Origin of the sequence: Enterococcus innesii (assembly GCF_022846515.1) — a bacterium.
Classification (GTDB): domain Bacteria; phylum Bacillota; class Bacilli; order Lactobacillales; family Enterococcaceae; genus Enterococcus_D; species Enterococcus_D innesii.
This window is the reverse complement of the sequence record NZ_AP025635.1, coordinates 1796067-1811087: the sequence shown is the minus strand read 5'-3', so window position 1 is coordinate 1811087 and position 15021 is coordinate 1796067. Positions and strand designations below refer to the sequence as shown.

Here is a 15021-nt window from a genome sequence, read left to right as displayed (position 1 = left end):
TAGAAAAACGAGCAATCGTTATTTCTAAGTAAAGGTGGAAAACAAATGAAGAAGAATCAGGGATTTACTCAATTGATCATTGGCCAAACAGTGGCGAATGTCGGGGATACCATTTTTATTGTGGCAATTATCAGTTCTATTTTTAGCTGGACGGACTCTGCTTTGGCAGCGGCGCTTGTCCCAGTGCTAGTAACAGGAGGTGGTGTCATTTCCGGCTTTCTCTCACCGGTCATCACGAGTTATTTTCGCTTAGAACAAGTGCTGAAGGTCAGCCAGATGTGCAAAACAGCCTTACTCTTTTTTATGACCGCGTATCTCTATCTGAAAGCTGAAACGATGAATCTATTGGTTTTCTATTGCCTTGTCGCATTGATTTCGTTTTTGGACGGCTGTTCAGAACCAATTAGCCGTGCCTTGATCCCGAAATATGTGGAAAAGCATCGCCTCGTCAAAGCCAATGGAATATTCAATTCGATGCTTCAAACAGTCAACATCGGCAGCTGGGCGATCGGAACCTCCTTGCTGCGGGTATTTTTTGTTCATCAGTTGGTTTTATTAGACAGCTTTTTGTTTCTAAGTGCCTCGATAGTATTAGCGTTTTTGCCTAGAACGACTCGAGAAAAAAACGAAAAGCAGCCATTAGGACACCAGTTGTTTATTGGCTGGCGCTGGATTATGAAAGATCCTCTGGTTCGGGTGATCGTTGGTATGGACATGCTGGAAAGTATCGCCAATACAGCCTGGGTGTCCGCAATTGTGTTAGTATTCGTTCGAGAAGTGATGCAGGCACCTGATGCTTGGTGGGGCTATATCAACGCCACTTATTTTGTTGGCGCGTTGCTAGGAAGTGCGTTGGTGATGCGATTTTCCGAGCGGTTTGATAAAAACAAACGAACAGCGATTGTAATGGGCGCTGTCTTAGGCGGACTGATCACCGTTGCCGTTGCCCTATCAGGCGACCGCTTTTTGATTCTGGGATTATCCGTTTTAATCGGGCTTTTTTCCCAGATCAAAAATATTCCACAAGCCTCATTAATCCAACAAAAAGTAGCAGCCGATCGATTGGTTGCCATCTACGCTGCCTCAGGCATCTTAAATTCCGGTGTTTTTGCTTTATTCACATTGTTGATGGGACAGGTAGCAGATGTTTTTGATGTACGGTGGGTGTTTGTTCTTTCCGGCAGTTTATTGCTTCTAGTGGGGCTGATTGCAGGGAAGCTTAAAATCAGTTAAAAGTAAGAGAGATAGTAGTCAAGAGAACATCTTTTTTACGAGGATTTTATAAGATGAAACTAGCTTTAATAGTTTACTTTGATAATGGCATAGGAAGATGAAAAAGCAGATACAGCTAGTTAGGAACAGTCCCTGACTAGCTTTTTGTGTGGTGATCTAAACGCTCTTACATCGAGAATACAATGATTATTGTAGATTTGATCGGTAGCTAATCACAGATCATTCATATGCAAAAGCATTTCGTGGCTGAATGTTGAGATTGACTAAGTATGGGGCTGCTATAGGAGGAAAGCGCAAGCATCTCTATATAAAACTTGATTAATTGAAAAAAAAGCTTTGTATTGATTTGGAGTAAATTCACAATTTTTTTGAATATCTTTAGTTTTCCAAGATTCCCCTATAAAGCTCATCTAACAGCTCTTAAGCTTATATACATTTACATATCTAACTCTTATCTTTTCGCTTTTAGTTAGTTAAAAAGCAAACAATAAATGTGAATCCGAGCTATTTTTAAATAATTAACCAGATAATCTTCCGATTGGAACGGTTAAATAGTGAATGATTGGTAGAAAAGAGATTAGGGAATGCGAGTTGTGATAAGTAAACTCATAAAAGAAGAATGCTAGAAAAGTAGAGAAAAATAGGATTAATGAAATAATCGAGATCCTTATTTTTTAACAATTTTCGTAAACCATAAATGAATTGAAGGAAGCTTAGTGTGGGTGAAAGAATAATTACAAAAAAATATTGACTTAAAAAAATGGCTATGGTAATCTATAAACGAAAATAGTGGGAACGTTTCCAAAATGCGTCTTCGTTAAATTTTTATTTTTTTAAACGAAAATGGAAACGTTTCTAAAATGTATTGGGAGGAGATTGAATTGGAAAAGACATTGGGACCAGGTGGTGAGATAAGGGCGGTACAACGAGATAAAAAAAATATCTCGAAGTGGGAAAAATTAAAGAAACAGTTGCGGCGTGATAAGTGGATGTACTTGTTGCTCTTACCAGGTATCATCATGACGTTTATCTTTAAGTATGTGCCAATGTACGGTGCTGTGATTGCATTTAAAGACTATAATCCTATGCTAGGAATTTTGGAAAGTCCTTGGGTAGGACTAGATCACTTTAGGGAATTTATCAGTTCACCAAATTTTACGCTTTTGCTGAGCAACACATTAAAAATTAGCATTTATGGTTTATTGTTAGGTTTTTTTCCACCAATTATTTTAGCACTGAGCTTGAATCAAATTATCAATAAAAAAATAAAACAGAAAATCCAGTTGATTCTATATGCGCCGAATTTTATCTCAGTAGTTATTATCGTGGGGATGCTGTTTTTGTTCCTATCCGCAAATGGACCTATTAATGGGTTAGTAGAAAAGGTTACGGGGCAACCAATTATGTTCATGTCTAATCCAGCTTATTTCAGAACGATTTATATTTTATCGGGAATTTGGCAAGGAATCGGCTGGTCATCCATTCTTTACACCGCGACGCTGGCGGGAGTCAGTACCGATTTATATGAGGCAGCAAATATCGATGGGGCAAATATTTTACAAAAGATTTGGCATATCGATTTGCCGGCATTGAGGCCTGTGATGGTGATCAGCTTCATCTTGGCTGCCGGCGGTATTATGAATGTAGGATATGAAAAAGCCTACTTGATGCAAACTTCAATGAACATCCCTGCCTCAGAAATCATTTCCACTTATGTATACAAAGTCGGCTTGCAATCAGGTGATTATGCCTACTCTGCTGCTGTTGGTCTGTTCAATATGATTATTAATGTCGTTTTATTACTGATTGTCAACAATATAACCAAGCGGCTAAACGATGGTCAAGGCTTGTAATGAAAGGAGAAAATTATGAATAGTGCTTTATCAAAAATCGACCGTCAAATCTTATGGTTGAATCGAGTGATTGTAACTTTTTTGGTCGTAATTACCATTGTTCCGCTGATTTATGTACTGGTAGCTTCTTTTATGGACCCAGCTACTTTGATCAATAAAGGTATAAGCTTCAATCCGAAAGATTGGACAATACAAGGATATCAACGGGTATTTGCAGATGATTCCATTTTACGCGGTTTTGTAAATTCGTTGTTTTACTCTTTTAGCTTCAGCTTATTGACTGTATTTATTACGATGATCACTGCGTATCCTTTGTCTCGACCTAACTTGGCGGGGAAAAAGATTATTATGACTTTTTTTGTCATTACAATGTTCGTGGGTGGCGGCTTGATACCTACCTATTTATTGATAAAGAACTTGGGCATGTTAGATAGTGTATGGGCGATTATCGTACCAGGGGCTATAAATGTGTGGAATATTATCTTAGCCCGTACCTATTTTAGTGCTTTGCCAAAAGAACTTTCTGAAGCTGCTACTATCGATGGCGCCAATGACTTGCAAATACTGTTCAAAGTCATGCTTCCATTAGCTAAACCAATTATGTTCGTGTTGTTTCTATATGCCTTTGTTGGACAATGGAATTCATACTTTGACGCCATGATTTACATCAAAGATCCCGACTTACAGCCGTTGCAACTCGTATTAAGAAATATTTTGATCCAAAACCAACCCTCACAAGACATGGTGGGAGCCAATACAGCCATGGCAGAAATGAAACAAATTGCTGAGTTGATTAAATACGCAACGATCGTCATTTCTAGTCTGCCATTAATCATAATGTATCCTTTCTTCCAAAAATATTTTGATAAAGGTGTTTTAGTTGGTTCCGTTAAAGGGTAAGTATTGTTCACTATTTGTATGAATAAAAATTATAAAGGAGATTTTAAGATGAAAGCAAAATGGATGCTGCCAATCGTTTTTACTTCCGTACTAATTTTGGGGGCTTGTGGAGGCTCAAAAGAAAAGAGTAAATCAAGCCCTGATTATGAACTAGAAAATGTCTCTTTTCCATTGAAAGAAAAAGTATCTTTAAAAATGATGTCTCAAAGTGCCCCTTTGGCTCCCAATGATCCTAATGACAAATTGATTTTCCAACGATTAGAAGAAGAGACCAATCTCCATATTGATTGGACAAACTACAGTAGTGATTTTGCCGAAAAAAGAAATTTGGATATCGCTAGTGGTGATTTACCAGATGCCATCTTCAACGCCGCTGCAGGTGACTATGATTTATTAAACTGGGCGGAAAGTGGTGTTATTGTACCGATTGAAGATTTGATCGAAGATTATATGCCAAATCTGAAGAAAATTTTTGAGGAAAACCCCGAATACCGACAAATGTCTACTGCACCTGATGGTCACATTTACTCTATGCCTTGGATTGAAGAATTAGGCGAAGGAAAAGAGTCGATTCATACAGTAAATGGGATGGCTTGGATCAACAAGGAGTGGTTGGATAATTTGGGTCTTGAAATGCCGCAAACCACTGATCAGTTGATGACTGTGTTGGAGGCTTTCAAGACGCAAGATCCAAATGGTAATGGTGAAGCAGATGAAATTCCTTTTAGCTTTATTAACAATGGAGGAAACGAAGACTTAAAATTTTTAATGGGGGCATTCGGTCTAGGTGATAATGATGACCACTTAGTCGTTGATAACGATGGCCAGGTACAATTTACTGCTAACAAAGAAGGGTATAAAGAAGCCATCAAATATTTCAATGAAATGAATAATAAAGGTCTTATTGATAAAGAGGCTTTCGAACAAGATTGGAATACGTATGTTGCCAAAGGGAAAGAACATAAGTATGGCGTGTACTTTACTTGGGATAAAGCAAATATCACGGGTGCAGATGATAGTTATGACGTCTTGCCAGTCTTAGCGGGACCAGATGGAACGAAACACGTTACTCGTACGAATGGCATGGGTTTCTCAAGAGATCGTCTCGTAATTACTAGTGCGAATAAAAACTTGGAACTTACAGCTAGGTGGATAGATAAAATGTATGAACCGTTACAGTCTGTCCAAAATAACTGGGGAACCTACGGTGATGAAGCACAGGCGAATATTTTTGAATTAAAGGATGGTATGTTAAAACATTTGCCTTTAGAGGGGACAGCACCGGGGGAACTAAGACAAAAAACCGAAGCTGGAGGACCATTAGCAGTTCTTGATTCTTATTACGGCACAGTCACTACTATGCCAGATGATGCGAAGTGGCGTTTAGATTTGATGCATGACACGTATTTGCCATATATTACAGAAGACAATATCTATCCACGTGTCTTTTTAGAAAAAGAAGATACAGACCGATTAGCAAAAATTGAAACAGATATGTGGGATTACATCTATCGCAAAAGAGCAGAGTGGATCACAGGCGGTAAAATCGATGAAGAATGGGAAGAATACCTTGCTGAATTGGAACGTGTAGGTTTGGAAGAATGGATTCAAATAAAACAAACTGGCTATGATAATTTTTTGAAGGGAGCACAATAAGTGTTAGTAGAAGAAACGGCGATTTTGGATAAAGCAAATCGATTTATTGAAATGATGCGAGGAAAAGTTAACCCTCAGTATCGACAAAACTATCATTTTTCCGCACCCATCGGGTGGATAAATGACCCCAATGGGTTTATATATTACAAAGGGCATTACCATCTCTTCTATCAATACTATCCTTACGATAGTCGATGGGGGCCCATGCATTGGGGGCATGCGCGCAGTAGTGATTTGGTCCATTGGGAAGATCTACCAGTAGCGTTAGCCCCAGATCAACCTTATGACAGCGGCGGGTGTTTCTCAGGAAGTGCAATTGAAAGAGACGGAAAACTATATTTATTTTATACAGGCTGTCAAGAAATTGATGGTATTAGCCATCAGCATCAATGTTTGGCGGTCTCTGAAGATGGTATTCATTTTAGCAAATACAGTGGTAATCCTGTGGTAGCAGAAAAACAGCTAGGTGAGAATGGGCTGATACAAGAATTTCGTGATCCTAAAGTAATTGTTCACAACGATGCTTACTATATGGTAGTAGCTACTAAATCTACACAGTCTACTGGTAGAATAGTGATGTTTCAATCGTCAGATTTGTATACTTGGCACTTTTACTCTGTGTTGCTAGAAGGGACTTCAGAGCAAGGAATAATGTGGGAATGTCCTGACTTATTCCATTTAGACGGACGAGATGTCTTAATCATGTCACCGATACAAATCAAGAAGAACGGACTGGAATATCATAATATCAGTTCTACCATGGCTTGTATTGGTGAGGTAGACTGGGAAACAGGTCAGATGATAGTTGATAATTTCCATGAAATAGATTTTGGAATGGATTTTTATGCACCACAAACAACAACAGATCCTAATGGTGGACGGGTGATGATTGCTTGGATGCAGATGTGGGATCGTACATTGCCTACACATGAGTTAGGCCATCTTTGGGCAGGCTCTATGAGTTTGCCCCGAGAGTTAAGAGTGAAAAAAAATCGATTGGTACAAAAACCCATCTCAACTGTATATAGTCATTTAGTTTATCAACAAGGCAGTGAAAATATTGCAGTGACTGACACATCAGTCGTATTTCGAAACGCGCTGTCTGATTCTTCATATTTACATCTAGTCGCAGATTTGGAGAAAGCAGAAGTTTTTACAATTGAATTACTGCGGTCTAAGACGGATTGTCTCAAACTAACTTATGACACTGCTAAACAGGTTTTTGAATTGGATCGTCAGAAACTAGGAAGAGAGCTTACAGGGGCGGAAGAAGACCCTCTGAATGTCCGAAAAGTTGAAATACCTTTGATTGATAATCAGCTCGTTCTTGAGATTTTTAGAGATACCTCATCAGTTGAAGTTTTTATTAATGGGTTAGAAGTTATGACGGCTACTTTCTATGAGCTGGAAAAAGCTCGAGATATCTTGTTTCATTCGATTGGAGAAAGTCGTATTCAAGCTTTTGAAACAGCGAGTGTGAAATAAATGTTTGATTGCTTAGGCGATGTATCAATTATTTAATAGGTTTTGAAGGATAATGTTTTTAGAAAAGAACAGATAGCTAGATTTCCCATGGCTTTGCTATTAGTATTTTGAAAAAATTAGTAATTTATGACAAAATTCATTATACTAAACTTGTGCAGAAATGTGAGGGATCAACTATGAAAGCAACAATGAAAGATGTCGCAAAATTAGCAGGTGTCGGAGTAGGAACTGTTTCCCGGGTATTGAATAACGGTTCTGTTAAAACTTCTACTAGAGAAAAAGTTGAAGCAGCAATGACAGAGTTAAACTATCAACCAGATTTTTATGCCCGGGGGTTAAAGATGAAGCATACGAATACGGTTGCTTTGATTTTACCCACAGTATGGCATCCATTTTTTGGCGAATTTGCCTACCATGTAGAAACAGCATTAGAAAGACAAAACTACAAGCTTTATTTGTGCAACTCCAGTGGGAATAGTGAAAAAGAACAAGAATATATCCAGATGGTCAGCCAAAATAAAGTAGACGGCATCATTGGAATTACTTATTCAGATATCGATGAATACATTTCGAGTAATCTGCCTTTTGTTAGTATTGACCGTTATTTCACTGAAGAGGTGATTTATGTGACCGCTGACAATGCGGCCGGTGGACGTTTGGCTGCAAATGAACTTTATCGCCGAGGATGTCAGAATGTAGCATATATCGGTGGGTACCAAGAAACACCGAATGAAACGAAGAGTCGTCGAAAATATTTTGAGATCGAGTGCCGTCAACTGGGGATTTCCTATAAAGCGTTAGATATGTTAGAACCTTTAGACCATCTCTCAGAACGTGTAACAAATTTTTTGTTAGAGAATCCCGATATCGATGGGATTTTTACGATCAACGATCCGATGGCATTAGCTGTCATTGGTATGCTTGAAAAAATAGGGAAAAACGTACCAGAGGATGTCCAAGTTATCGGATTTGATGGTCAAAAGATGACAGAAGGAGACCCTTATCTCGTATCAACAATTGCCCAACCTACAAAGCAAATGGCGGAAGTGGCAGTGGCAAAATTAATTGCTGTCATTAATGGAGAGACAGTAGAAAAACGTACCGTATTGCCGATTGAATTTGGCGAAGGTGGCACAACGAAACCTTTAGTGAGAAACGATTTTGCTTAGTGCAAATACGTTTCTTTTTTTGAAAATGAGTGAATGAAAGGTGTAGATAAAATGTTATATGGTGGAATAGAAGCTGGTGGAACAAAGTTTGTCTGTGGGATTGGTAATGAACAATTACAAGTGATAGAACGGAAAAGCTTTCCAACCACAACACCAGAAGAAACGATGAAGCAAGTGTTTGATTTCTTTGATAAGTACAAAGGAAATATCGCATCAATTGGTGTAGGAGCATTTGGGCCTATTGATATTCAAATCGAATCAAGAACTTACGGATATATCACCAACACTCCGAAGTTAGCTTGGCAAAATTATCATTTTGTCGGAGCTTTGGAAAACGCCTTGTCGGTTCCCATCTATTGGACTACCGATGTAAATGCTGCTTGTTATGGAGAATATATGGCAGGGTATGGAAAAGGTAAAAATAGTGTTCTGTATTACACCGTTGGTACTGGTGTTGGTGGTGGTGCTGTAGTCGATGGAAAAATAGTCGCAGGTTTCAGTCATCCTGAAATGGGACATATGCTCTTACAACGTCATAATGAAGATCAATTTGAAGGGATCTGTCCTTTTCATCATGATTGTTTGGAAGGGTTAGCCTCAGGACCCGCGATTGAAAAACGCTTTGGAAGAAAAGCCCAAACCATTTCATTTGATCATCCTTATTGGGCGATTGAGGCAGATTATCTTGCTCAGTGTGTGTATAACACAACTTTACTATATGCACCGGAAGTAATAATTTTAGGTGGGGGTGTAATGAAACAGCCGCAACTACTCGAGTTGATTCGCCAAGCGTTTAAAGAAAAAATGGGTTCCTATGTGGATACCCCTGCTCTTGAAGAATACTTACTAACTCCAATGCTTGCTGACGATGCAGGTTTGATCGGCTGCTTAGCTTTAGCAATAAAGAAGTTGGAACAATAGCAGCATGTTAAAGAACGTGTGAGAGAGTTTTTATAGCAGTTAGGATAGATAAAAAGGTTAACTAAAATGAGAGCTAGAAAAAAGGATGGCTAATAATAGATGTTCATATATATTTTTTTGCGTAATCGAATGTCGCAAATAAGAATTTTTTCTTTCGTTCTCGTCTTCAGTTATATTGTTGTCTAGCTGCCTCAAAATTACTTCTTAGTGCTTGTTTTTTTTCTATTAGCCCGAGCAAAGAAAAAGGAAACAGAATGTCTTATTAAAGCCAATTAGGCCTACGCCTAATTGGCTTTCTATATTCCTGTTCTAATTGTGTTTGGGTGGGATGAATATCCTTTTTATTAATAATAGTGACGGTGTAATGAACGGTTTTGCTAACGGTAAAATAAGTATATCTAATTCAACTTTCTACTAACGCGAACATCCTTTGAATTTGATTTACTAAAAGCTGGGTAGCTTCTCATCAGTCATTCTCTTCATTGGGGTTAATAAAGTGTTGTCAGTCATCCTGCCCTATTCTCAACAAGTACCTGCCTAATGCCTTCTTCAAACGTTGTGATCTCAAAATGAGGGAATGCCTTTTTGAATTTATCAGAGACAAAAAGATTATCCATCGTATATCTAGGTAATAACTCACTTAGTTCGCGCGCGTTTTTACTGAATAGCGTAGCAAGTTTAAATTGCCACAAAGGAATGACGCGGTATTTCAATGGCTTGCCTTCAAATTTTTCGGCGAGATCGATCATGTCTTGGAAACTATGAGGTGTATCACAGGGCAAATGCCAAGTCTGGCCATAGGCACTAGGCGTATTTCCGATAAGGGCCATGGCTCGGCTAGCATCAGGTGTCCATATAAGTGTGCGTAAAGTGTCCTTATTGACAGGTATTTTGACGGGAGCATTGTGGACTATATTGTTTAAGACGAGTGTATTGGTAATGCTCTGGGTCTTGCCTGGTCCGTAAAACTCTGGGGCTCGACAAATCACCGCATCTAAACGGCCACTTTCCATCTCGGATAAAACCAATTGAGCCATTTTAGAGCGTACGAGGGACTTCCTGCCTGCTGGAGAAAATGGCGTGTCTTCCTGTTGGGGTGTACGATCCTTTGGATACATATAAGTATTATCAAAAAAACCAGTTTGCTCTGTGCTTCTTGGCAAGCGCGGATGACATTTTCTGTGATTATCATAAAATTGGTTTCCCACAGCTCAGCGTCCATCGGTAACCCAACAGTGAAGTAAACAATCTCACTATGTTCAATCGCTTTTTTCGTTTGCGAAAAGTCCATCAAGTCTGCGGAAACGAGCTGGTCTGTAGGATTGATTTTTTGAGGCTTCCGGCTAACTAGTCGAAGCTCATTTGTGTAATTTTTGTATAGTTCTTTTGCTAGTTCATAGCCGATTTGTCCATTGCTTCCTAAAATTGTTTGCATGACTGTACCTCCTCAAGATATAGTTTTGCTACAGCACGTACAGAAAAAGGATTTTGGCCAGTGATAATCCGTCCATCTTTTAGGGCAAATGCTTTATAAAAGCGTCTTTTTTTGAATTGAGCGTTTCGTTCTTCTGCGGCGGTTTGATTAAAGAAAGGAACTTTGTTCATTTTCCCGGCGAGAAATTCTTCTGTTTTCGTAAATCCAGTGATTTTTTTCCCAGAAATCAAAAAGCTTCCTTCTCTATCTTTTATATTTAGTAAACCAGCGATTCCGTGACAAACAGATAGAATATACCCATTATTTTCATAAATGGCTAAAGCGAGTTCTTGCAGCTCTTTATTATCAGGAAAATCCCACATGACACCATGCCCTCCGGTAAAATAAATCGCATGGTAATCGTTCGGATTTATCTCTGAGGGTTTTTTCGTGTGAATCAGGCCGTTCTGAATGAAATTTTCTTCCAGATAAATGTTCATAATGGCTTGATCTATATATTTCATGCTTCTTGGATCTAGAGGAACAAAGCCTCCCAATGGACTTACGAAATCAACGTCAATCCCTTGTTGGTAGACTTCATCTAGAAACTCGGCACTTTCTCCTAACCAAAGTCCGGTAGCTTCGTTCGTGCCAGCATATTTTTGAATGTTTGTTTCAACAACTAATACTTTCTTCATGATTGGTCCCTCTCGTTCATAATGTGAATGACTTTCGTCAAAAAAGATTGGAGCTTTTTTATTTCTGTTTGCTCGTGATCGAGATAGTAATAATTTTTTGTTCCTTCTTGTCTGAAATTCACGATTTTGGCTTCTTTCAAGATTTTCAAATGATGTGAAATGGCGGGTCTAGATAAATTGGTGGCCTCTAATAAGGAAGTGACCTGTAAGCCAGCACAATTTTCCGCTTCTAGCAACCGAATGATGATAGCTTGTCTTTTTTTGTCACCTAGCGCGATTAAAAAATCACTTAATTCAGAAAAATCTTGTTGCAGATTAGCATAATCTATCATAATTGTCTCTCCTATATGGTTTAAAAGTTTAAACCATTAAACCATAGAGAGAAGATTTTTGCAATGAAAAAAGCTCGAACGCTGGAACCTCTTCCGTCCTATTTTTTGACTATATACGTAACCCTTTTTAGTAGGGGCGTTATGACCGTAGAAAGATGAACCATTCTGAGGCAGCTTTTAAGGCTGCTATCAAGCAACTAGTTGGCAACAATAATGATTAAACGATTGTTCAAACTGGCTAGAAGAGATGGGTGTAAGGCTATTCCTATCACATTATCAAAGCAAGTAGGGCTGACACGTACGGGGCGGTTTACTTTCACACAAGGCACTGGTGGCTAGCAAGGGGGAACCCTAATGAAAAAAATTAGGTATCTAATTATTAGGTAGCGAATCTTTTTATTGACTTTCCTTTTTAACCGGTGTATATTCTTTTCGAATAGTTAGATATCTAACATTTGGCGAAGGGGGAGTCGTTTTGGAGGAACTGATCGTTTCGAATTTGATGCGTTCCATTATGAATAAGTCACGGGAATCGATGGAACTGCGTATAAAAGACCTGGATATCAGTCAGCAGCAAGGAAGAATGATTGCGTATATCGCACAAAATGAAGACAAAGGATTGATTCAGAAGGATTTGGCCCAAGTGTTTCAACGTCGTGATGCCAGCATCACAAGTATGCTTCAAGGGTTAGAAAAAAAAGGGTATATCGAACGCCGCATCCCAAAAAATAATGAGCGGCAAAAAAATATATACGTTTTGCCCAAAGGAAAAGCGTTGATTGATCAAACCAATGAAGCTTTTTATGCGGCAGAAAAAGAACTGGTCCAAGCACTGAATGCAGAAGAAGTCGAAGAACTGACTCGTTTGTTAAGAAAAATCGATCAAAGTCTATGAGCAATAAGCAGTCAATCACTGCTTATTGCCTTAAAGTTAGAATTCTAATAGTTAACTATCTAATTAAAGGAGGAATCATCATGGAAGAAGTCACAATGAATGAATCCAATATTTACTACTTAAGCGAAAGTCCGGTGCGAAAGGCAATTGCCCATTTATCGATCCCGATGATGGTTGGTATTTCAACCACGACGATCTATAATTTGATTAATGCTTATTTTATTGGATTGATCCATGATACCAATATGATGTCGGCGATTACCTTGGCGATGCCCATTACGATTCTGTTGATGGCCGTTGGGAACATGCTAGGTGTTGGTGGAGGAAGCTATATCACACGACTACTAGGAAATGGAGACACTCAAAAGGGCAAGAAAGTTGCCGGCTATGCGTTTTACTCGAGCATCCTGCTCGGTGTGATCATAGGGATTGTCGCAGTAATTTTCATGGATCCGTTTATTCATTTATTAGGAGCAGGTGGGCAGACATTTTTGTATACAAAACAATATTCACTGATTTTGTTTGTTGGTGGAGCATCGTTCATTTTAAATTTTGCTTTGGAACAGTTGGTGCGTTCAGAAGGGGCCTCAAAAGAATCAATGTATGGCATGTTTGTCAGTGTTGCAGTGAGTATCCTACTTGATGCATTATTGATTCTCGTCTTTAACCTACATGTGATCGGTGCAGGGCTATCACTGGTGATTGCGAATATCGCTTCAACAACGTATTATGTCTGGTTCCTAGAAACGAAAAGCGAGACATTGAAGGGCTTTTTAAAGAACATGAAACTTTCAATCAAAGATCAGCTAGAAGTTTATAAAATAGGGATATCCGAGCTGTTTAAATCAGCTTTCATGATCGTCACCACATTATTATTGAACAATTTTTCTGCTGAATATGGAGACAATGTTGTGGCTAGCTTTGGTATCGCTGTTCGAATCACGCAATTACCGGAATTTTTAACAATGGGTCTATTTTTGGGCGTCATACCGTTATTTGCCTACAGTTTCTCTGCCCATAACACGAAACGAGTGAAAGAAGCACTGAAAGAAGTATCTTTGTGGATAGGTGGGATCTCCATCCTTTTTGCATTGATTGTGTATTGGTTGCGAGTGCCTGTGCTGGGGTTATTTACAAGTGATCCTCGTGTGATCCAAGTTGGCTTAACGATTTTAGGGGCACAGTTGGTTTCTTCGATCTTTAATGGTTTCTCTGGTTTATTCACGGGCATCTTTCAGGCATCTGGACTAGGTGCTCAGACCGGAGTGATGTCCACGATTCAAGGAACATTCTTTATTCCAATCGTTTTAGTGCTTCATCATTTCTATGGATTGGATGGATTGATTTGGTCAATGACGATTACAGAAGGTATCGCGTTTGTTGCGGGTGTCTTAATGATGATTCCTTATCTAAATAAACTTAATAAGGATGACCTGCCCGCCATGCAAAACAGTAGCATATAAGAATCAGGTACGTTTGAACTATTGGTTTCTGGATGAAAAGATAGCGAAAGGTTTCTTTTCGAATCTCGGGTATGGAAAGCTCAACGAAGTTTGCTTTGTTGGGCTTCTTTACTTGCTATTTATTTTCTTTGCATTAAAGTAAGAGGAGATGTTCATTCTGTTATACTTACAATTGAAAAAACTTCATTCAAAGATCAATGATTTTTGAATGTGTTGATAGAAGAAAAGTGTCTAAAATGAACGTTATTAGCAAAATTATCAAGCGATTGAGGAACCTACTATGCAAAAAAAATTTTATAAAGTTGTCTCTGTCTCGAATAACAGTCGTCTGTTTGCGATTTTAATGGCTTTTTCAGGCGGGGCATTAGATGTCTATTCTCACAATTACTTTCATGGATTAGTTGCTACCCAGACAGGGAACATTATTTTGATGGCTTCGAATTTATCCCAATATAATTGGCAGCAAATGCTGCCTAAGATCGTATCGATCATTTTGTTTACGGTAGGATTTTTATTAGGTATTCTTCTAAAGCGCAGCAATTTCAGTCATTATTGGCGCAGTTACACCATGCTACCTGTTATTTTATCGAGCGTGATCATTCCATTGTTGTCCCAAAACTTGCACCTTTTTAAAATTGGTCTGCTTGCTTTTGGCAGTGGCTTGCTGATGCTGACGTTTACTGGAACGCAAATCGAAGGAAATCCTTATACGATCATGATGACCTCAGGCAATTATCGGAAAATGCTAAATGAATGGTATCTGTATCTGACCTCACGGAATAAAACGTCGCTTCAAAAACGCAATGCCCATAACTATACGATCGTCGTGCTCTCATTTGTCATTGGTGCTTGTTTACTAGCCTTTGTCAGTCTTGCTTTAAAAAAATATTCAATTTGGATCGTAACTTTCACGTTTCTGCTGGCTCTTTTTATTGAAATCCATCAAGCGAAAAAGACGATTCGATAGTCAAATAAAACCGTCAGAGGGACTCCTTCTGGCGG

Annotated in this window: 12 protein-coding genes and 1 pseudogene; 10 read left to right on the top strand and 3 right to left on the bottom strand. The window is 38.8% G+C overall.

Annotation, left to right across the window (positions count from 1 at the left end; translation table 11 throughout):
* Positions 1 to 45: 45 nt before the first annotated feature.
* The 7 genes from ENLAB_RS08490 to ENLAB_RS08460 all read left to right on the top strand — a co-directional run bounded on the left by ENLAB_RS08490 (position 46) and on the right by ENLAB_RS08460 (position 9217).
* Positions 46 to 1233, top strand: coding sequence for an MFS transporter (locus ENLAB_RS08490; RefSeq protein ID WP_195266345.1), 1188 nt, complete (start codon positions 46 to 48; stop codon positions 1231 to 1233).
* 860 nt (positions 1234 to 2093) lie between these two features.
* The gene (locus ENLAB_RS08485; protein ID WP_005233042.1) at positions 2094 to 3086 is read left to right on the top strand and encodes an ABC transporter permease; all 993 of its coding nucleotides are present in this window, start codon (positions 2094 to 2096) and stop codon (positions 3084 to 3086) included.
* 15 nt (positions 3087 to 3101) lie between these two features.
* Entirely contained in the window at positions 3102 to 3986 is an 885-nt protein-coding gene (locus tag ENLAB_RS08480; protein WP_016608569.1) for a carbohydrate ABC transporter permease, read from the top strand.
* 48 nt (positions 3987 to 4034) lie between these two features.
* Positions 4035 to 5642, top strand: coding sequence for an ABC transporter substrate-binding protein (locus ENLAB_RS08475; protein WP_244350700.1), 1608 nt, complete (start codon positions 4035 to 4037; stop codon positions 5640 to 5642).
* Positions 5643 to 7127 (top strand): glycoside hydrolase family 32 protein, encoded by a 1485-nt coding sequence (locus ENLAB_RS08470; protein WP_244350698.1) that lies wholly within the window; start codon positions 5643 to 5645, stop codon positions 7125 to 7127.
* Positions 7128 to 7303: 176 nt separating this feature from the next.
* A complete protein-coding gene (locus ENLAB_RS08465) occupies positions 7304 to 8296 on the top strand; it encodes a LacI family DNA-binding transcriptional regulator (protein WP_244350696.1) in 993 nt (330 codons plus the stop codon).
* A gap of 51 nt (positions 8297 to 8347) precedes the next feature.
* Positions 8348 to 9217 (top strand): ROK family protein, encoded by an 870-nt coding sequence (locus tag ENLAB_RS08460; protein WP_244350694.1) that lies wholly within the window; start codon positions 8348 to 8350, stop codon positions 9215 to 9217.
* Between the two features lie 506 nt (positions 9218 to 9723).
* Here the strand turns inward: ENLAB_RS08460 and ENLAB_RS08455 are convergent.
* From ENLAB_RS08455 to ENLAB_RS08445, 3 genes and pseudogenes are all read right to left on the bottom strand, one after another.
* Positions 9724 to 10652 (bottom strand): annotated as a pseudogene (locus ENLAB_RS08455) (NAD-dependent epimerase/dehydratase family protein).
* Complete coding sequence (locus tag ENLAB_RS08450) at positions 10637 to 11329, bottom strand: type 1 glutamine amidotransferase domain-containing protein (protein WP_077454165.1); 693 nt, start codon at positions 11327 to 11329, stop codon at positions 10637 to 10639. Before ENLAB_RS08450 ends, ENLAB_RS08455 begins: the two are co-directional and overlap by 16 nt.
* Complete coding sequence (locus tag ENLAB_RS08445; RefSeq protein WP_077454166.1) at positions 11326 to 11661, bottom strand: ArsR/SmtB family transcription factor; 336 nt, start codon at positions 11659 to 11661, stop codon at positions 11326 to 11328. Before ENLAB_RS08445 ends, ENLAB_RS08450 begins: the two co-directional genes overlap by 4 nt.
* A gap of 475 nt (positions 11662 to 12136) precedes the next feature.
* Here ENLAB_RS08445 and ENLAB_RS08440 point away from each other — a divergent pair, with 475 nt between their 5' ends.
* The 3 genes from ENLAB_RS08440 to ENLAB_RS08430 all read left to right on the top strand — a co-directional run bounded on the left by ENLAB_RS08440 (position 12137) and on the right by ENLAB_RS08430 (position 14986).
* Entirely contained in the window at positions 12137 to 12556 is a 420-nt protein-coding gene (locus tag ENLAB_RS08440) for a MarR family winged helix-turn-helix transcriptional regulator (protein WP_034872418.1), read from the top strand.
* Between the two features lie 80 nt (positions 12557 to 12636).
* A complete protein-coding gene (locus ENLAB_RS08435; RefSeq protein WP_077454168.1) occupies positions 12637 to 14019 on the top strand; it encodes an MATE family efflux transporter in 1383 nt (460 codons plus the stop codon).
* A 280-nt stretch (positions 14020 to 14299) separates the two neighbouring features.
* Complete coding sequence (locus tag ENLAB_RS08430; protein WP_244350692.1) at positions 14300 to 14986, top strand: YoaK family protein; 687 nt, start codon at positions 14300 to 14302, stop codon at positions 14984 to 14986.
* The last annotated feature ends 35 nt before the right edge of the window (positions 14987 to 15021 follow it).

Excerpts from the sequence above, each read along its gene's own strand:
- ENLAB_RS08450 (WP_077454165.1), bottom strand. The coding sequence starts at position 11,329 with ATGAAGAAAGTATTAGTTGTTGAAACAAACATTCAAAAATATGCTGGC.
- ENLAB_RS08465 (WP_244350696.1), top strand. The coding sequence starts at position 7,304 with ATGAAAGCAACAATGAAAGATGTCGCAAAATTAGCAGGTGTCGGAGTA.
- ENLAB_RS08430 (WP_244350692.1), top strand. The coding sequence starts at position 14,300 with ATGCAAAAAAAATTTTATAAAGTTGTCTCTGTCTCGAATAACAGTCGT.
- ENLAB_RS08435 (WP_077454168.1), top strand. The coding sequence starts at position 12,637 with ATGGAAGAAGTCACAATGAATGAATCCAATATTTACTACTTAAGCGAA.
- ENLAB_RS08490 (WP_195266345.1), top strand. The coding sequence starts at position 46 with ATGAAGAAGAATCAGGGATTTACTCAATTGATCATTGGCCAAACAGTG.
- ENLAB_RS08485 (WP_005233042.1), top strand. The coding sequence starts at position 2,094 with ATGTATTGGGAGGAGATTGAATTGGAAAAGACATTGGGACCAGGTGGT.
- ENLAB_RS08480 (WP_016608569.1), top strand. The coding sequence starts at position 3,102 with ATGAATAGTGCTTTATCAAAAATCGACCGTCAAATCTTATGGTTGAAT.
- ENLAB_RS08460 (WP_244350694.1), top strand. The coding sequence starts at position 8,348 with ATGTTATATGGTGGAATAGAAGCTGGTGGAACAAAGTTTGTCTGTGGG.
- ENLAB_RS08475 (WP_244350700.1), top strand. The coding sequence starts at position 4,035 with ATGAAAGCAAAATGGATGCTGCCAATCGTTTTTACTTCCGTACTAATT.
- ENLAB_RS08445 (WP_077454166.1), bottom strand. The coding sequence starts at position 11,661 with ATGATAGATTATGCTAATCTGCAACAAGATTTTTCTGAATTAAGTGAT.